This window comes from Bacillus sp. NPDC094106 (genome assembly GCF_044764345.1).
In the GTDB taxonomy this organism is placed as follows: Bacteria; Bacillota; Bacilli; order Bacillales; family Bacillaceae_G; genus Bacillus_A.
Genome location: NZ_JBIWHY010000004.1, coordinates 164,988 through 183,930 on the forward strand (window position 1 = coordinate 164,988; position 18,943 = coordinate 183,930).

At 36.3% G+C, this 18,943-nt stretch carries 17 protein-coding genes, 1 pseudogene and 2 riboswitches; of the genes and pseudogenes, 6 read left to right on the forward strand and 12 right to left on the reverse strand.

The features are described from left to right. Positions 1–9 precede the first annotated feature (9 nt). Both comGB and comGA read right to left on the reverse strand, forming a co-directional pair. Positions 10–1,044, reverse strand: a complete 1,035-nt coding sequence (gene comGB, locus ACIQ7L_RS07660) for a competence type IV pilus assembly protein ComGB (protein WP_400567931.1) — start codon at positions 1,042–1,044, stop codon at positions 10–12. Continuing rightward, entirely contained in the window at positions 1,037–2,080 is a 1,044-nt protein-coding gene (comGA, locus tag ACIQ7L_RS07665; RefSeq protein ID WP_097896886.1) for a competence type IV pilus ATPase ComGA, read from the reverse strand. Before comGA ends, comGB begins: the two co-directional genes overlap by 8 nt. Before the next feature lie 205 nt (positions 2,081–2,285). On the opposite strand from comGA, the gene ACIQ7L_RS07670 reads away from it, so the two are divergent. The 3 genes from ACIQ7L_RS07670 to ACIQ7L_RS07680 all read left to right on the forward strand — a co-directional run bounded on the left by ACIQ7L_RS07670 (position 2,286) and on the right by ACIQ7L_RS07680 (position 4,866). After that, entirely contained in the window at positions 2,286–2,981 is a 696-nt protein-coding gene (locus tag ACIQ7L_RS07670; protein ID WP_400567934.1) for a helix-turn-helix transcriptional regulator, read from the forward strand. A gap of 138 nt (positions 2,982–3,119) precedes the next feature. Then, on the forward strand, positions 3,120–3,362 hold the full coding sequence (locus tag ACIQ7L_RS07675; protein WP_097896888.1) for a DUF2626 domain-containing protein: 243 nt from the start codon (positions 3,120–3,122) through the stop codon (positions 3,360–3,362). Positions 3,363–3,471: 109 nt separating this feature from the next. Further along, the gene (locus tag ACIQ7L_RS07680; protein ID WP_335360275.1) at positions 3,472–4,866 is read left to right on the forward strand and encodes an L-cystine transporter; all 1,395 of its coding nucleotides are present in this window, start codon (positions 3,472–3,474) and stop codon (positions 4,864–4,866) included. A 90-nt stretch (positions 4,867–4,956) separates the two neighbouring features. Here the strand turns inward: ACIQ7L_RS07680 and ACIQ7L_RS07685 are convergent, their stop codons facing one another. The 3 genes from ACIQ7L_RS07685 to ACIQ7L_RS07695 all read right to left on the reverse strand — a co-directional run bounded on the left by ACIQ7L_RS07685 (position 4,957) and on the right by ACIQ7L_RS07695 (position 6,592). Beyond that, a complete protein-coding gene (locus ACIQ7L_RS07685) occupies positions 4,957–5,844 on the reverse strand; it encodes a DMT family transporter (protein WP_400567936.1) in 888 nt (295 codons plus the stop codon). A gap of 115 nt (positions 5,845–5,959) precedes the next feature. Next, entirely contained in the window at positions 5,960–6,100 is a 141-nt protein-coding gene (locus ACIQ7L_RS07690) for a hypothetical protein (protein WP_400567938.1), read from the reverse strand. 288 nt (positions 6,101–6,388) lie between these two features. Continuing rightward, complete coding sequence (locus ACIQ7L_RS07695) at positions 6,389–6,592, reverse strand: DUF3912 family protein (RefSeq protein WP_400567940.1); 204 nt, start codon at positions 6,590–6,592, stop codon at positions 6,389–6,391. A 251-nt stretch (positions 6,593–6,843) separates the two neighbouring features. Between ACIQ7L_RS07695 and ACIQ7L_RS07700 the strand changes: the two genes are divergently transcribed. Next, positions 6,844–7,155 carry a hypothetical protein gene (locus ACIQ7L_RS07700; protein ID WP_400567942.1) on the forward strand — a complete coding sequence of 104 codons (312 nt, stop codon included), beginning with the start codon at positions 6,844–6,846 and terminating at the stop codon, positions 7,153–7,155. A gap of 37 nt (positions 7,156–7,192) precedes the next feature. Here ACIQ7L_RS07700 and ACIQ7L_RS07705 read toward each other — a convergent pair whose 3' ends face one another. The 7 genes and pseudogenes from ACIQ7L_RS07705 to ACIQ7L_RS07735 form a co-directional block, all read right to left on the reverse strand. Beyond that, positions 7,193–7,684: a hypothetical protein gene (locus tag ACIQ7L_RS07705; RefSeq protein WP_400567944.1), complete on the reverse strand. Its 492-nt coding sequence runs from the start codon at positions 7,682–7,684 to the stop codon at positions 7,193–7,195. 2 nt (positions 7,685–7,686) lie between these two features. After that, positions 7,687–8,664, reverse strand: coding sequence for an HD domain-containing protein (locus tag ACIQ7L_RS07710; RefSeq protein ID WP_400567945.1), 978 nt, complete (start codon positions 8,662–8,664; stop codon positions 7,687–7,689). Then, complete coding sequence (locus ACIQ7L_RS07715; protein ID WP_400567947.1) at positions 8,664–9,041, reverse strand: nucleoside 2-deoxyribosyltransferase; 378 nt, start codon at positions 9,039–9,041, stop codon at positions 8,664–8,666. Before ACIQ7L_RS07715 ends, ACIQ7L_RS07710 begins: the two co-directional genes overlap by 1 nt. Positions 9,042–9,137: 96 nt before the next feature. Then, the gene (locus tag ACIQ7L_RS07720; RefSeq protein ID WP_400568178.1) at positions 9,138–9,446 is read right to left on the reverse strand and encodes a DUF3966 domain-containing protein; all 309 of its coding nucleotides are present in this window, start codon (positions 9,444–9,446) and stop codon (positions 9,138–9,140) included. Between the two features lie 50 nt (positions 9,447–9,496). Continuing rightward, positions 9,497–10,556 (reverse strand): annotated as a pseudogene (locus ACIQ7L_RS07725) (undecaprenyldiphospho-muramoylpentapeptide beta-N-acetylglucosaminyltransferase). Between the two features lie 19 nt (positions 10,557–10,575). Further along, a complete protein-coding gene (metH, locus tag ACIQ7L_RS07730) occupies positions 10,576–13,977 on the reverse strand; it encodes a methionine synthase (RefSeq protein ID WP_400567949.1) in 3,402 nt (1,133 codons plus the stop codon). Continuing rightward, the gene (locus ACIQ7L_RS07735; protein WP_400567950.1) at positions 13,977–15,809 is read right to left on the reverse strand and encodes a bifunctional homocysteine S-methyltransferase/methylenetetrahydrofolate reductase; all 1,833 of its coding nucleotides are present in this window, start codon (positions 15,807–15,809) and stop codon (positions 13,977–13,979) included. The genes metH and ACIQ7L_RS07735 overlap by 1 nt, the downstream gene beginning before the upstream one ends. 71 nt (positions 15,810–15,880) lie before the next feature. After that, positions 15,881–15,991: riboswitch (SAM riboswitch) on the reverse strand. A gap of 200 nt (positions 15,992–16,191) precedes the next feature. Then, positions 16,192–16,304: riboswitch (SAM riboswitch) on the forward strand. Between the two features lie 93 nt (positions 16,305–16,397). Here ACIQ7L_RS07735 and ACIQ7L_RS07740 point away from each other — a divergent pair. Both ACIQ7L_RS07740 and metC read left to right on the forward strand, forming a co-directional pair. After that, the gene (locus ACIQ7L_RS07740; protein WP_400567952.1) at positions 16,398–17,510 is read left to right on the forward strand and encodes a methionine biosynthesis PLP-dependent protein; all 1,113 of its coding nucleotides are present in this window, start codon (positions 16,398–16,400) and stop codon (positions 17,508–17,510) included. Further along, positions 17,507–18,670 carry a cystathionine beta-lyase gene (gene metC / locus ACIQ7L_RS07745; protein ID WP_400567954.1) on the forward strand — a complete coding sequence of 388 codons (1,164 nt, stop codon included), beginning with the start codon at positions 17,507–17,509 and terminating at the stop codon, positions 18,668–18,670. The genes ACIQ7L_RS07740 and metC overlap by 4 nt, the downstream gene beginning before the upstream one ends. Positions 18,671–18,943: the final 273 nt, after the last annotated feature.

Consider the following 18,943-nt stretch of genomic DNA (forward strand, 5'->3'; position numbering starts at 1 on the left):
AAATGCCTCCTAAATAGAATTCATCATTTGAAACATCGGCATAATCATCGCTAAATACATAAGGACAACGATTATACCAATACATGTAAATAACAACGGTTGAATGATGACCAAAATACGGTTAATTTTCCCTTCCATCTTTTCAATTATCAATTCACTATAATCTCCAAGTTCTGTCGCTAAACTCCCGTTTATTTGTCCATGAGCGATTACATAGGACAGTTCGCTTTCATAGTAACCGCTCTTCATAATAATGGAATCTAACTGTTCTCCTGCAATTAATCGTTCTTCAATTCGAGCTGCTTCATGCTGAAAAAACAGATGATGTTTTTGTTCGATCATTAACTTCAAGGCTTCAAGTACCGACAATCCACCTTGTAGTAATCCGCTCAATTGAACAGAAAAATAATGAGAATTGTTTAAGATGAGAAATGTTTTGACAAGAGGAATACGAATTATAATATTTACTCTTTGAACGGGAGGAAGTTTTCGTAGATAAAATACGTATATACAGGCTCCACATATAATAACGAGAAAAAATCCACTAATGATATATGGAAGCATTCGAATAAAAGACATAATCTGATCCGTAAAAGAAGCTGAGGAAGCCTGTAAAGAGCTATATAACATTTCAAACTGTGGAAGTAAAACAAGGTTAAATACTGCAAGAATCCCTATTAAAAAAAGAGATAAAAAAATCGGATAACGGAGCACTTTCATCATATCCTTTTGATACTTATCCTTCCGATGAAGAAGTACACTCCCTTGCTGCAACGCAAACGAAATATCACCGTGCCGTTGCGCATAAAACAAATAGCTTAGTATATCCGGATGAAACATGAGTTGATGAAAAGCATCATGTAAACTCTTTCCATTTTTTAATTCTTCCGTAATATGTTGTAGTTGCAACCGCTTTTGAGGTGATAATTGAAATTGCAAAAATTCCAACGCTTGTAAAAGCGAATATCCTTTTTCTAATAGTTCTCCAAGTCTTTTTAATAGTAAAACTTGTTCATATAATCGCCATCCTTTTCTCTCAAACATGAACGTCCTCTTCTAAAAAACCTAAAGCATAGCCCTTTTTCACTGACGATTGTAATGTTTCATAACGATAGGTTACCTGTTCTCCATTCGCCTCGCGAATAGCTTGTTTCAATTCATGTCCATATAATAGCTCATAAATGCTTGCTTGCCGTACTTGACGCATTGCTTTACATAAAGGCGAGCACTTCCCTTTACAAAATGGACATTTCAGCTCAACAAGCCGCTGAGCTGCTACAGCTAATAGCGACTGCTCAATTTCTTGTCTTGTAATCCCATAATCCATAAAACGTAATACAGCCCCTTTTGCATCATTCGTATGCAGTGTTGTCATCACTAAATGCCCCGTCAAACTTGCACGCACCGCTACTTTTGCCGTCTCTTCGTCACGAATTTCACCAACTAAAATAATGTCGGGGTCATGTCGTAAAATCGCTTTTAAACCTGTTGTATATGTGATACCTGCCTTTTCATTAATTTGAATTTGTAACAGACCATCCTTTCTTTTCTCAACCGGGTCCTCAAGTGTAACAATTCGGCGCGTTTGTCCTTTTTTAGCCACTTCTAAAAGAGCATACATCGTTGTTGTCTTTCCTGATCCAGTCGGTCCAGTAAAAACCAGTAATCCATGAGAATGATGTAAAAAAGAGAGTAATTTTTTTGCTGAACTTGGAAATAAAGAGAGGTGAGAAAGCGGTTGGATAGATGCTTGTAGATGTAAACGAATGACGAGACTTTCTAGATATACAGTAGGAAGTGTAGAAAGCCGCAAGTGCACCTCTTGTCCATCAATCTGTAAGTATAATGAACCGTTTTGCGGCTTACGCCTTTCCCCTATATCCATAGATGCTAAAAATTTAAAATGTGAAACAAGTCTTTCTCCAAATTCTTTTTCAATACAATGCTTCGTAATTAAATCCTTTCCAATACGTAATTGGATAACTACATCTTCTTGGCGCGGCACGATATGTAAATCTGATGCTTGCGCTGCGCACGCTTCTTTCATAATCATATTCGCAAAATGTTCAACACCGTTCATTCTTCTTCCCTCCTCACTATGTATATATCATGAGAAAATATAAAAGAAAAATGGTGACTTTATGATTTTCTCCACGAAAAAAGGGCAAAATATGTTTGTGAAAATATGAACAATTTCTGAATTATTGACTAAAATTAACTATAGATAACTTTATCTGTATTATAATGTTAATATCTTGGATAAAGTGATAAAGGTGGAGATCATCATGGAACAAGCTTTAAAAATTACAGGTGTATTATCTGATCCAACTCGTTATTACATTTATAAATATATTTCTCAAAAACATAATTACGTAACTGTACAAGAAATTGCTGATGAATTTAATATTCATCCAAACGTAGCACGCTTACACTTATCAAAACTAGAAGATGTCAATATGTTGAAATCAGAAACGAAGAAAACAGGAAAAGGCGGCAGACCAAGCAGATTATATGTATTATCTGAAGACTTAATTCAGCTGCAATTCCCATTTCGCGACTATCAATTGTTAGCAAAAATTGCTTTTAATTCACTCCTTAGCCTCGGTGCAGCTGGTGAAAAAGCATTATATGAAACAGGCAAGCAATTTGGGAAAGAATTAATGGAGCAACATATGCAGCGTTTAAATGTTACTGAGGCTTCATTAACACTAGAACAAAAAGTACAAATTGCCAAAGAGGCATTATCGACAGCTGGCCTATCTCCTTCATTTGAATTGAGTACGGATGGCACAAAAATTTTCTATGACGTGTATAACTGCCCATTTAAAGAAATTGCTGTTCATCATGCAGATGAAGTTTGTAATATGCACGGCGATATGATGAGAGGGATTTTTGAAATCCTATTCCCTAACATGGAATTAACGCGAAGCGATAACTTATTAGATGGCTGTAAATCATGCAACTATAAAATCCAGCTATAACTGCTCTTACATGAAAATGTATCAAAAAGAAGTCAATTTCATTTGGCTTCTTTTCTTTTTATAGAATATTTACAATAGTTAGAAAAATAAACTATAATGAAGAGAGATTTACTTTTTTTAGAAAAGGAGGGAGATTGCATGGAGCGCATGTTTCGCGTTCTCGGCTTTTGGACTGGAATTTTCTCGGTTATGTTTTACTTAGGGGATATGTACACAACTGCACTATTATTTTTAGGACAAACAGGATTCTTCGTACTTTTAAGTTATTTAAAATTAACAGAGCGTATGTATATATACGTATTCGGGGCATATTTAACTGTTTTCTTCATCGGATTTACATACTATACAACATTTTTACTTATCCCTGGCGTCGGGCATTAAAAGGATGGCAAATTGCCATCCTTTTTTTATTTTTCTCAATTTCCCAGTTGACTTATAGGTTTTCTTGAAATATATTTTATATAACATATTGGAATTAGGGGGAATTAACATGAATGTACTGCTAATCGGCATTAATGTTGCGGTCATGCTCATATTAGCCGGTGTATTGTACTATATGCAACGAAAGCATGTATCTTTTAATAAACGTGTATTTACTGCTTTAGGAGCTGGGATTACATTTGGTCTTATCTTACAATTTATCTATGATCCTACTTCTAAAGTCATCATTGAATCAAATAACTGGTTTAACTTAATCGGTAGTGGTTATGTGAAATTGCTACAAATGATTGTTATGCCACTGATTTTAGTTTCTATTATCTCAGCGTTTACAAAATTAAAATTAACAAAAAACCTTGGTAAAATTAGCGGACTTATTATCGGAATTTTAATTCTTACAACTGGAATTGCTGCAGCTGTTGGTATCGCAGCAAGCGCAGGATTTGACGTTCAAGCAACTGGCTTACAACAGGGTGATGCAGAATCTGCTCGTTTAAAATTAGTGGAAGAGAAATTTACTTCTATTGAAAAAACACCAGTTCCACAAAAATTATTAGAACTATTGCCTACAAATCCGTTTCTTGATTTAACAGGTGCACGTCCAACATCAACAATTTCTGTCGTAATCTTTGCTGCTTTCATCGGGATCGCCTTTATCGGTGTGAAACGAAAGTATCCAGAGCAAGCAGAGTTATTTAAAAAGATGCTCGATGCTGTATACGCGATTGTAATGCGTATGGTAACTTTAATTTTACGTCTTACTCCATACGGCGTATTAGCTCTTATGACAAAAACAGTCGCTGGCAGTGATGTAAATTCCATTTTGAAACTTGGTAACTTTGTTCTAGCCTCTTACGTAGCACTTATCGTGATGTTTGTTATTCACTTATTATTAATTGCTCTATCTGGTTTAAATCCAATTCAATACTTGAAAAAGGTATTCCCAGTATTAACATTCGCCTTCACTTCTCGCTCTAGTGCAGGTACAATGCCACTAAATATTGAAGCACAAAAAGAAAAACTTGGTGTTTCAGAAGGAATCGCAAACTTTGCCGCTTCCTTCGGGGTATCTATCGGTCAAAATGGTTGCGCTGGCATTTATCCAGCTATGCTTGCAATGATGGTCGCTCCAACTGTAGGAATTGATCCATTACAACCACAATTTATGTTAACTTTAATCGCTGTTGTCGCTATTAGTTCATTCGGAGTTGCCGGCGTTGGTGGCGGTGCAACATTCGCAGCATTAATCGTACTTTCTACAATGAACTTACCAATCGGTATTGTCGCTCTTCTTATCTCTGTTGAGCCCTTAATTGATATGGGGCGAACAGCTCTAAACGTAAGTGGTTCCATGACAGCAGGTCTTATTTCTAGTAAATGGCTTGGTGAATTAGATCATGATACGTATAATCAAGATGAGGTAAAAGCTGGGGAAGTTGCTTCCTAATAATACAACTTTGGATTTCTAAGTGAGAACTCTATTTTAAAAACCCCCCTAACATGCTAGTTCCATATGTTAGGGGGGGTTTTTTTCCATTTATTCTATATTTCTCTTATAATTTAGTTTCAATAAACTCTTCAAATCGAGTTCTACAATTAATACACTTAATAATAAAAGTGTTGCACCTATGTAACCCTTAAATGTGAGCGTTTCACCTGTGAAAAGGAAAGCAAAACCTGCTGAAAAAACAGGCTCTAATGAAAAAATAAGACCTGTATGTGTAGGACTAGTATATTGCTGCGCAATGATTTGAACAATGAAAGCTATTGCTGTACAAAATATACTTAATACTAAGATTGAAAACCATGATTCAAAAGTGTTAGGAAGTTTTGGTGTTTCCATACACATTGAGAAAACGGTACTAAATATACCAACAAAACCAAGCTGTAAAACTCCAAGAGCAATTGAATCAACATGCTTAGTCATTGTTCCTGTAACGATGATATGAACTGCATAAAATAAAGCACATAAAATACATAATATATCACCATAACTTATCTTTAATTGGCTATTTAATGTTAATAGCCCTATTCCTACTATAGTTAAAACGATTCCCAATATAACTTTTTTCTCAGGCCTTTGCTTTAAAAATATAGATGATAATGCTGGAATAAAGATAACTGTGAGACTCATTAAAAAACCGGCATTAGAAACAGATGTATACTTTGTACCAAAAGTCGCAAAAATATAAACTATAAACAAGATAGAAGCTAATATAAAAGCGTATTTTATAATTTTAAAATCAATTTTGATTAAATGCTTGTAAAATACTATGCCTGACAAAAGAAACGCAATAGTAAAACGCAATGAAATTAAATTATATTCTTGTACGTAATTGAGGCCAATTTTTGTAAGTAAAATCGATGCCCCCCAAAAAAATGTAATCATTAATAGCATTAAATCAGCTTTTAATTGCATCCTCATTTCTATTCCCTCGTTAGTCTTTCGTTTTTAAAATATGTTATAATTCCCAAAATTCACTTTATACCTAATTGAATCTATACATTAGTTTTGAGTACACTCTATTGTAAGCATTCCATTACTTCGCATAACAAATTTGTTTCCTTTGCTCATAAAAATCTAATTCTGGAATTTGTTTCTCAGCTAAAAGAACTGCTTCTATTTTTGGATTTTGTTTATAGATTTCTGCCATATCTCTTGCTTTCTGCATTAAGTTCATTTGATTTCCCCCATGTTTGATTATTCATTTAAATATTTTAGTGTGGCACTACTACAAGGCTCCTATTTATAGATTACTGATGATTTATTACTATATCAATTTATTTTTCTTATATTTCTAAACATTCGTAATAATACTCCTACCTTCTTTACTACATAAATAAAAAGAGGACATATGTCCTCATATTGAGCATAATATCCTCTAATTACTATTATTTACTGATGCATGCTAGAAGTTCCAAAACGAATATTTTCTTATTCATCCTATACACTTCACAGCCCGTCCCTTTTACAAATAGCCATTTTGCTCGCACCATTCATGAAATTGCCACACATCTACACCTACTAAAACGATATCTTTCAATTCCACATCGATGTTTTGACCATCAATAACAATGACAAAATTTGGTCCTTTTCGTTTTATAATTCCAATTCGATTTCGATGTGGCCCATCTTTTACGTATGCTTTTTGTCCTGTAATATCAAAATTCAAGATTCTCACCTCTTTTACTGCGCTCAGCTTTGAAATACTACCTCCTAATCGGAAAGTTTCCTTTCATGGCACTATTTCTGTATATATATGATGAAACAGTAAAAGAGTCCTTCCTTTATTACAATTATTTTTTCTTTGTTTCATTTTGATAAATTATACGTAAAGATTCGGGGGAAATGCGTTTGGAAACGCTTTCTTAAACTTATTTCATGCTATAATGGAAAAGCAGAACTTCGTAAAGAGGGAGAAAAATGGATATAACAATTATTACAAAAGTAATCGAAGCATTAAAATCATACGGATTTCAAGATGTAACATACTGCGAAGAAACAAAACAATTCTTATTTCATAATCAAACTGATATCATGAGCGGCTATGCAGAAATCACATATAATAGTCAATTTGAAAAGTTTAACGTGCAAATTCATCCGATTGAAACGCACCATCAAGCAGAGTTACAAGAAGTTGAAAAACACATTCAATCTTGTATACGAAAAGTTGAGTATTTGAATGCACTTCTTACAGGACAAAAGAAATTAACTGACAAAATTATTATTATGTAAAAAAGAACGTGATCATTTCACGTTCTTTTCATTTTCACTACTGTATATTCATCTTCTCTTTCAGCTGTAAGCCCGTCACAGACTCTAATAGATCCATTGCTTCTCCAATTGTCATATCAAAAATCGTCTCATCTTCTATATATGGGAACTGTCTAAAACGTTTTTCGAGTATTTTTACAGAATCTGATGTAAATGCTGCACTATCTATACCGAATTCTGTTTCAAGAAGAACGATCCAATCTAAAATATGAAATCCTAAACCATTTACAAATGAAATGAGCTTTTCTTCAGGTTGCGAAGATAAAAATACGTGGCGCTCCATTTCAGCAAAAAGTTCTTCTCCTAAAATTTCTGCTAGTTCCTCATCATGTTCACGATTTACAATTTCGTCATATCCGTAATCGTCTGCAAGCTCTTCTACTTCTTCTCCGTCCATACAAAGTAACTGACTGCGAAGGGCACCCTTTTTGAATTCACTTTTCTGTACAACTTCTAAGAAACTTGTTTCCCATCCTTGTTCTAATTTCATATTTATAACTCCTTTATTTTTAAATATATCTTTTGCTTACTTTTCTCTTTCGCTGTTTGATTACATAACCTTACATGTTCAGATAAATTAGACGCCTTATATATTTTACCATTCACATAGACAGGTGGATCAATTAAGCGTTCCTTCCCACCTGAATAACAAATATCATAATCTTGATCATTCTCTTCTACTATTACATTTGGATGTAAAGTAGCCAATACACTCGTTATCTCTTCATCATGACAACATTTCAATTTTTGAAGCAATGTCTCATCATCACACAAGAAATCTTCAGTATGTATCACATGTTTTTCTAACGAAAGTTGCAAAACTTTTGTTAATACATGATAACTATATGAGCCTAATGGATGTAGAAAGAAATCAATTGTTTCTTTATAATACACCTCTGTAAACCATTCTGCAGCTTCAATAGAACTTAAACAAATAAATTGTTCATGAACCATTAACTGATCTAAAAACGTAACAACCTCTTGTTTTGAAATCATTCCATATGTATATAGATCGCGAAGTGTATAATCTATTCGATCCGCACATAGGGCTGGTAGTGGTTGTTCCAACAGCATCCATTGTTCCCAGTTTTGAAGTATTTTAGAATCATACCCATACTTTTTCAAAATGAGTGGAATATCCGAGTTTTCAATGACCGTATCAAAAATATGTTCATGATAGTCTTCATCTTTTTTCTGTAATACACGATCCACAACGTGCGAAAAAGCAGTGTGTGATACATCGTGAAGTAGTGCCACAATTTGTTCTGCTTCACTTCCGCCTAGCATTTTTACAAGAAGCATAACACCGATTGAATGTTCAAAGCGGGTTACATTCCATTTTGGATTTACTAAAAAACTTGCGCCAACTTGATGAACCTTTTTCAATCTTTGCATAGCTTCTGTTTGCACAAGTTCTTCTAATATACCATCTATTTCAAAATCACCGTATATCGTATCGTGAATCTGCATTATACATCACCCTTACTTATGACATAAGATACAAACTCTTCTACTTCTCCCTGAAAAATATCTACTTCCGGTAAATAATAAAACGTTGTTTGAAGTGGATTGTTTTTATGATACATATAGACTTCTTTCTCTAGTGCAATCGCCATACCAAGCTCCGTATGGCTTCCATTTCCGCCATCTAGTAAAAGCAGAAAAACATCAGCTTCTTGTATCGCCTGCTTTTCTGCTTGACCAATCATTTGTAATTGTTCTTTATTTGTTGCTCTTTCATTTTGAGTCCAATCATATGTATGATGCCATCCTATTTCTTTCAGTTTACTTGCTACAAATTGAACAAGATGTTTATTTTGAAAACCTGATGCAATATAGAAATTCATATGAATTAGCTCCTTACTCATAAAGACTGAAGGGAAACTCCTTTTAGCGTTACAGATAATAATCAACAAGGATCTTGCCAAAAGAAATCCCCATCTTTAGAACTTATTTGCGTTTAAATGATGGGGCGTTTGATGATCCTCTTTTATTTTTTGCTTTTTATCACTTTCATCGGCTAACATATCTAACTCTGCCGTTATTTCTGATTTTTGTAAGTTTCGTTCCTGTGAAAATTTTCTTGAAATGTAAACAATAATACTACCAACGTACAAAACAAAACATATAATAAGAGCTATATTTTCATAGAGACTCAGCTCCAACACAGTCACTCCTAATCCATCCGTATTTTTACGCTCAAAGAAATGGAATTCCCCTATTAAATCTCTGTTATTGTAACATAAATACAGCAATTCTTCGAACCTTTCATTCTACTAAAAAAGACATGATTTTTTAGAAATCATGCCTCCGTAACATATTTCATAATGGTCTGTATTGCTTCTTTACCATTATACTTTTTTAATTCTTTTTTATACTTCGCACAATTATGATTTAGCTCTTCGATATGCTCCATAAGGGATGGCACTGATATATCTTCTTCATATAAAACCGCCGCATACCCTTGTCTTTCAAACGATTGTGCATTTAAAATTTGATCTCCTCGGCTTGAAGCTTTTGGTAATGGAATTAAAATCATCGGCTTTTGCAATGTTAAAAATTCGAAAACAGCATTGGATCCAGCACGTGAGATGACAAAATCAGTTGCCCCCTAATACATCTGGTAATTCTCCGTGCACATATTCAAATTGCCTATACCCTTCTGCAGTTTGTAACTTCTTATCTAGATTTCCTTTTCCGCACAAGTGAACAACTTGATAATTTTTAAGGAGCTGCGGCAATGCTTCTCGAACTGTTTCATTGATTTTCTTTGCTCCTAGACTTCCTCCCATAACCGTGATGACTGGTTTTCTAGCATGAAACCTAAGAAAGTGTAATCCTTTTTCACGATTTCCACATAGCACTTCTTCCCGTACAGGTGATCCTGTATACACTACCTTGTCTTTTGGCAGGTGCTGCACAGCTTCTTCAAACGTAACAAATATTTTCGACGCAAAACGGAGTGCGATTTTATTCGCTAGTCCTGGTGTCATATCTGATTCATGCAACAAGACTGGAACACGGTTTAGCCATCCACTAATTACCACTGGTACAGATACAAAACCACCTTTTGAAAAAATAACATCAGGTTTTAATTTTTGTATTTGCACATATGCATCCATTACACCTTTCATAACCAGAAAAGGATCTTTTATATTTTTTAAATCAAAATAACGGCGTAACTTTCCGCTCGCTATACCATAATACGGAATTCCTTCGTTCTCAATAATCGTTTTTTCAATCCCTTGATGAGAACCAATATAAGAAATATCCCAGCCCTTTTCTTGCAAATGTGGAATAATTGCTAAGTTGGGTGTCACATGCCCAGCCGAACCACCGCCTGTAAAAACTATTCTTTTCATACTCCTCCCCCTTCTACATTTATAGTACACTAAAATATCGTGCCTCGGGGTGAGCAAATACCATTGCTGTTACAGATGCTTCCGGCTCCATCATAAATCCTTCTGTTAGCGAAATCCCTATTTCCTCCGGCTGAATTAGGCGAAATAATTTCTCTTGATCAGCAAGTTCCGGGCAAGCTGGATAACCGAAAGAAACGCGAATCCCTTGATACTTTGTGCGGAATCGTTCTTCCATCGTCATCTCAGGTGAATCTGGAATTCCAAAGCGATCGCGAATCAACATATGTGTTTTTTCAGCAAGACCTTCAGCTAGTTCTAGCGCTAATGATTGAATGGCATGACTACGTAAGTAATCTCCTTTCTCCTTCCATTCCTCCGCAATATCACGAACACCTTGTCCAACTGTAACCGACAAAAAGGCCACATAATCCATTTCATCTCCAGCCGGCCTTAAGTAATCTCCTAATGTACGGTACGGAGCTTTCCCTTGTCTTGGAAACGAAAATCTCTCTATTATACGCGTATGATCTTCTGGATCATAAATGATAATATTTTGTCCATCACTTTGAGCAGGGAAAAATTGGTAGACCGCTTTTGGTCGTAGCCAAGATTCCCCTTCTTTTAGTAGTTCATCAATTAAACTGTTTAATTCATGCGCTCGTTTGTCCCCTTCCCTGAGCAGTTTTTTCACATTTCCTTTTAAGCCAAGATGATGTCCGATTAACATTTGTCTATTTAAAAATGGTGCAAGGTGCGAAATCGGAATATCACGCAGTATGACCCGCTTTGTTGAGTCGGGTACCATAATCTTCGCTGGCGCCAATGGTTCAATTACAGCTGGGAATACCGCTATTTTTTTCTCCTCTTGTTTCACAACATGAAGATGGCGCTCCATTTTGTCCTGCTTCATTTTTTCTCGTTCTTCTTCTTTTTGTAATCGATTAATGAGATCGAGTCCTGTCATTGCATCGCTCGCATATAAAACAAGACCTTTATAAGAGGGAGAAATTCGATTATCTGTAAATTTCCTTGTGAGTGCTGCGCCACCCACGACAATGGGAATATCAATATTTGCCACCTGTAAATCTTCAGCAGTTGTTACCATTTGTTGTGCTGATTTCACTAATAATCCAGAAAGTCCAATAATATCGGGTTTCGTCTCTTGTACTTCTTGAACAATACGATCAGAACGGACATTAATTCCTAAATTCACAATTTCATAGCCATTGTTTGATAAAATAATTTCCACAAGATTTTTACCAATATCATGTACGTCGCCTTTTACAGTCGCTAACAATACTTTTCCTTTTTTCGCACTATCGCTAGACTCCATATATGGCTCTAAATAGGCCACAGCAGCTTTCATACTTTCTGCACTTTGTAACACTTCAGCCACAATCAGCTCATTATTATTAAATAAGCGGCCAACCTCGTCCATTCCAGCCATAAGCGGACCATTAATAATAGCAAGAGGTTTTCTTCCTTCTATAAGCGCAAGACTTAAATCTTCCTGTAACCCTTGCTTTGTTCCCTCCACAATATAATTTGCTAATCGCTCATCAAGCGTTAATGTTTCTTGTACAACAGCTTCTTTCTTCTTCGCACTCCGGTAAAAGTTCGTGAATTCTTCCAATGCTTCTTTCGTTGTTTCAAATAATAGCGCGTCTGCGAGTTCCTTTTCTTCCTCTGGAATCGACGCATAGCGCTCTAATTTTTCAGTGTTTACAATAGCATAATCAAGTCCTGCTTTTGTTGCATGATATAAAAAGACCGAGTTTAGTACTTCACGACCAGCTGGCGGTAAACCAAATGATATATTACTCACACCTAAGATTGTTAAACATTCTGGAAGAGCTTCTTTAATAAGACGAATTCCTTCAATTGTAGCTGCTGCTGAACCGATATATTCTTCATCACCAGTTCCTACTGGAAAAACAAGCGCATCAAAAATAATATCCGATGGACGTATACCATATTTCTTTGTTAACAATTCATAACTTCGTTTTGCAATTTCTAATTTTCTTTCGGCACTAACCGCCATGCCCTCTTCATCAATCGTTCCTACTACAATAGCAGCACCGTATTTACGGATGAGCGGTGTTACTTTCTCAAAGCGTTCCTCCCCGTTTTCTAAATTAATCGAGTTAATGACGCCTTTTCCTTGTATATATGTGAGAGCTTTTGCCATTACATTTTCATCCGTTGAATCAATCATAATTGGAACCTTTAATACTTTCGTAACCTCAGCTAAAAAGTTTTCCATATCTTCTACTTCATCACGGTCAGGATCCGCCATACAAATGTCAATAATATGAGCATTTTTCTTTACCTGCGCCCTCGCAACTTCAGCAGCTTCTTCAAAGTTTCCTTCTGCTACTAACCGTTTAAACTTGCGTGATCCAATGACATTGGTTCTTTCGCCAACAAATAACGGCCTCATAGAATCATCGTATTGCAATGCTTCTAAACCGCTAATCCCGTGACCTGCTCGCCCATGATTCTTGCGTGGTTTGAGCGATTTAAGTGCCGTTTTTATCGCCCTTATATGATCTGGTGTTGTCCCGCAGCAACCACCAACTATATTCATCCACCCTTCTTCAGCAAATCGCTTCACCTTTTCAGCAAGGGAAGCTGGTGATTCATGATAATGTCCATCCTCATCTGGCAGACCCGCATTTGGATAACAAGAAATATAACACTCCGATAAGTCAGAAAGAGAACGAATATGCTCACGCATAAATTCTGGTCCTGTCGCACAGTTTAACCCGACAGATAATGGCTTCATATGCTCAACTGATAAGTAAAACGCCTCGATTGTTTGACCAGCTAAAGTTGTTCCCATTGGTTCTATCGTTCCTGAAATCATAAGGGGTACTGTTTTATTCACCTCTGTAAACGCTTGTTGAATCCCTAAATATGCCGCTTTCGCGTTCCTCATATCTTGACTCGTCTCAACAAGCAATACATCAACACCGCCCCGTAATAACCCTCTTGCTTGTCTAGTATATGCCTCAATTAACTCTTCAAAGGTTACCCCACCAGTTACACTAATTGCTTTTGTCGTTGGTCCCATCGCGCCTGCTACATATACTTCTTTGCCACATTCTCTTACAGCTTGTTTCGCTAAAAGTGCTGCTCTTTCATTCAACTCTTCATCTAAATGAGACAATTCATAATCATGCAATACGATATTTGTAGCACCAAACGTATTTGTTTCTATAATATCCGCACCGGCTTCAATGTAAGCTTTATGAATGTCTAAAATAACATCTGGTCTTGTTTTTACTAAGTATTCATTGCAACCTTCATATTCTTCACCACCAAAATCTTCAGCGGTTAAATCTGCTTGCTGAATCATCGTTCCCATCGCACCATCTAATATTAAAATAGTATGCTGTAATCTTTCTTCTATCGTTTTCATTAATTCATTACCTCTTTCACTTCTTGCTTTTCTCTCACATACTTAACAAGATTTTCTGTAATTTCATATTTTAAAAATGGTGTGATGAGATAAATACCGTTAAAATATTTCATCGCAGCATCAATTAATTCTTGTGAAATACGAATCCCCTCTTCAATTGCTGCCTCCTGTATTTCATGCCCATCCATTCTCTGTCTTACCTCGTCCGGCAATGTAATGCCTGGCACCTCAAAATGAAGAAAATCTGCATTTCGCTTGCTTACTAAAGGCATAATTCCAATAAAAATCGGGTGTTCTAGATGCTTCGTTGCCTCGTACACTTCTTTAATTAAAGCTACATCATAAATTGGCTGTGTTAAGAAGTACTCTGCACCAGCTGCAATTTTTCTCTCCATCCGTTTTACCGCTGCCTTTAAATGCCTCACATGCGGATTAAAAGCTCCCCCAACAGAGAATCTCGTCGCAGGACCAATTGATTTTCCTAAAATGGTTCGACCATCATTCATTTCCTTAATCATTTTAATCAACTCAATAGATGATAAGTCATATACCGACGTTGCACCTGGGAAATCACCAACACGGGCTGGGTCACCTGTTAAAGCTAGCACTTCTTCCATCCCTAATGCTGATAATCCAAGCAAATGCGATTGCAAACCAATCACATTATGGTCTCGGCATGTTAAATGAATGAGTACTGGAATATCATGCTTCGTTAATACCGCTCCCATTGCCATGTTCGAAACACGCGGTGACGCTAACGAGTTATCTGCTAACGTAATCGCATCAGCACCAGCTCTTTTCAATAATCTAGCACCTTCAAAAAAGCGCTGTGTATCCAATGTTTTAGGGGGATCTAATTCAACAACAACTGTCGTTTGCTTTTTTGCTTTCTCTGCGAGAGTAACATGAGTGCGTGAACGTTTCGCATGTGTATGAATGACTTGCGGCCTTTGCAGAATTTGTTTCTCTGTAACGGGTGTTTCATTCGTGATTGCACGTTTCATCCCTTTAATATGCGCTGGCGTTGTACCACAACAACCTCCCAATAACCGAATCCCTTGTTCAATAAATTTCGGTGTCATTTCCTCAAAATAAGCAGGGCTCCCTTCGTATAGATAACGTCCTTCTACATAGTTTGGAAGACCTGCGTTTGGATAAGCCGACAAGTAACCATTCTTTGGAATCGATATCATTTTGAAAGCTTCCGTCATATGAAGCGGTCCTAATTGACAGTTTAAGCCGACTACATTTGCACCGTAATCTAAAAGCCCTGTTAATATTTCATTTACATCATTACCATTTTGCGTTGTGCCTGCTTCATGAAGCGCTAGTTGTGCAATAATCGGAATATCCGTTTGTTTTCGTAACACTTTTACTGCATGAAACAATTCGAATTCATCATAAAATGTTTCTAATAATAACCCATTAACTTTTTCCTCTAATAAAGCTCCAGCCTGCTCAAGCAGCATAAATTCTCGTTCCATATCAGTCGTTGTAACGGCTCCGATATGCTTCATCCCACCAATCGTCCCTAAAATAGCATTCTTGTCTGTCACAGCTGCTTTCGCAAGCTTTACCGCTGCTTTATTAATTTGAACAACTTGATTTTCTAGTCCATACATACGCAGCTTTGCTTCATTTGCACCATATGTATTTGTTTGAATAACATCTGCACCAGCAGCTACGTATTGTTTGTGAATCGATATAATTAAATCTGGGTCAGACAGGTTCAATTCTTCAAAACTACTTTGTAAACCATGTGAATGTAATAACGTTCCAATTGCACCATCACCTATCACGATACCTTTTGATAATAGATCTAGTAATTTCACTTTTCTCCCTCTTTTCTATTAATATAAAAACCCCCTCTTCACCTTGAAGAGGGGGGACATTATCGTTCCACCTCTTATCATGCAAAACTGTTCGTTTCGCAGGTATTAGCACCGTTTCAAACATTTTGTTTGAAGGTTGCTGGGTTTCACAGGGCCTTTCCCTCCACCGCTCGTAATAAGAGTTTGTCTTTAACTATTTATTTTATTAAAAGGAAATACGCTCACCTTTTAACACCGTTTGTTAATTTTCTAATAAATTTAGCATCTGATAGAATAAAAGTCAACGCAACTTGAGTGAAAATAAAAAATATTTAAAATAAAGTTGCAATCTAATTATCTTTTGTTGTACAGTTAAAAACATAATAAAATTTCATACAAAATATTCTTATCCAGAGAGGTAGAGGGACTGGCCCGACGACGCCTCAGCAACCATTAACGCGATTCGTTAATAAGGTGCTAATTCCAGCAAATTGTAAAAAATTTGACAGATAAGAAGAAGACTATATTCGAATGAAAGCCTTCTTCTTAGAAGGCTTTTTTATTTTTATGCCACTTTAAACTTAGTATTTCATAAAGGAGGAATGTTACATGTCAACAATTGAAACAAAACTAGCCCAAATTGGAAATCGAAGTGAAACGACAACTGGAACGGTTAATCCCCCTGTTTATTTTTCAACAGCCTATCGCCATGAAGGGATCGGAAAATCTACCGGATTTGATTACTCACGAACCGGAAATCCAACACGTAATCTTTTAGAGCACGCAATTGCTGATTTAGAGGAAGGTGAACAAGGATATGCCTGTAGCTCCGGAATGGCAGCGGTTCTTCTCGTCCTTTCCTTATTCCGTTCTGGTGATGAACTTATCGTATCAGAAGACTTATATGGAGGTACTTATCGCTTATTTTCTGAGCATGAAGAAAAGTGGAATATTCGCTGTAAATACGTAGATGCACAATCTATTAACCAAATAGAACAAGCCATCACTTCTCAAACAAAGGCTATTTTTATAGAAACGCCTACCAATCCATTAATGCAAGTTACCGATATTGCAGCTGCCTCAGCCATCGCAAAACGACATGGATTACTTCTAATTGTTGATAATACTTTCTATACTCCCTATATACAACAGCCCTTAACAGAAGGCGCAGACATTGTCCTTCACAGCGCAACAAAATATTTAGGTGGTCATAATGATGTACTAAGTGGCCTTGTCGTCGCAAAAGGCCAAACACTCTGTGAAAAACTTGCCCACTATCATAATGCTTCTGGTGCTGTATTAAGTCCATTTGATTCTTGGCTATTAATTCGCGGGATGAAAACATTAGCCCTTCGTATGAAACAACATGAAGAAAATGCGAATAAAATTGTTGCTTATTTAAACAACGAAGACGGTGTAACTGATGTATTTTATCCAGGAAAAGGTGGTATGGTTTCATTTCGCCTTCGTGATGAAAAATGGGTAAATCCCTTCTTACAATCTTTATCATTAATTACATTCGCTGAAAGCCTTGGCGGTGTTGAGAGTCTGATGACGTATCCAGCCACTCAAACACATGCTGATATTCCAGAAGAAGTGCGAACCGCACGCGGTGTATGTAATCGTCTCCTTCGCTTCTCCGTTGGCATTGAAAATAGTGATGATTTAATTCAAGACTTAAAGCAAGCTATTACACATGTAAAAGAAGGTGTGAGAATATGAGCTATTCCTTAGATACACTCTTGCTTCATAACCAATATAAACATGATTTACAAACTGGGGCTGTTAACGTTCCTATCTATAATACGTCAACATTTCACCAATCTGATGTAGATACTTTTGGAAAATACGACTATAGTCGCTCTGGCAATCCAACACGTGAAGCACTTGAAGATATCATCGCTTTACTAGAAGGTGGAACAAAAGGATTTGCCTTTGCCTCTGGAATCGCGGCAATTTCTACTTCCTTTCTCCTTCTCTCACAAGGGGATCATGTTCTCATCTCAGAAGATGTATACGGCGGAACTTATCGTATTGTAACAGAGGTTCTCTCTCGTTACGGTATTTCATATACATTCGTTGACATGACAAATATAGAAGAGGTAAAGCGAAACATTAGAACAAACACAAAGGTCTTTTATGTTGAAACGCCATCCAATCCACTATTAAAAGTAACTGATATTCGTGCTGTTTGTGAATTAGCAAAGTCTGCTGGGGCCCTGACGTTTGTTGATAATACTTTTTTGACGCCACTATTCCAAAAACCCCTTGAGCTTGGAGCAGATATTGTACTCCACAGTGCCACAAAATTTATTGCTGGGCATAGTGATGTTACAGCTGGATTAGCTGTTGTAAAAGATGAAGATCTTGCTCAAAAACTTGGTTTCTTGCAAAATGCCTTTGGTGCTATATTAGGACCTCAAGATTGTTCTCTCGTACTTCGCGGGATGAAAACATTACACGTACGTCTCGAGTACTCAGCAGCAAATGCAAATAAAATGGCTTATTATTTACAAAAGCATTCAAAAATCCAAAATGTATATTATCCTGGATTAGAATCACATCCTGGTTATGGCGTACAACAATCACAAGCAAAATCTGCTGGGGCTGTTCTATCTTTCGCACTACAATCAGAAGATGCACTGCGCCAATTTTTATCTAAAGTAAAACTCCCTGTATTTGCTGTTAGCCTAGGAGCCGTTGAGTCGATTCTCTCTTATCCTGCTAAAATGTCCCATGCAGCATTGTCTCAGGAAGCGCGAGATGAAAGAGGTATTTCTAATTCATTACTTCGCTTATCGGTCGGCCTCGAGAATATAAATGATTTAATTTCTGACTTTGAAAATGCTCTTTCTTATGTAGAGGAACCTGTGAATGCATAGAAATTTTGATTTTGCTACATTTGAGCATGAAGATGCAATACAAAAAAGAACCTGAATTCAGGTTCTTTTTTGTATTGCAATATTTATACGCCTCATCTTTCTAAGCTGATACATATTCTATATAAGAGTACAAAATTCCTTTTAGTATTATTTTCAAAATTTTGTATATTAATTTGAAAGAACAAAAAAATCATGATAAACTTATGTTACAAGTATATCCGTATCTTTCCAATTTTACAACGTATTACAATTTCTAATCAAAAACATCTTTTT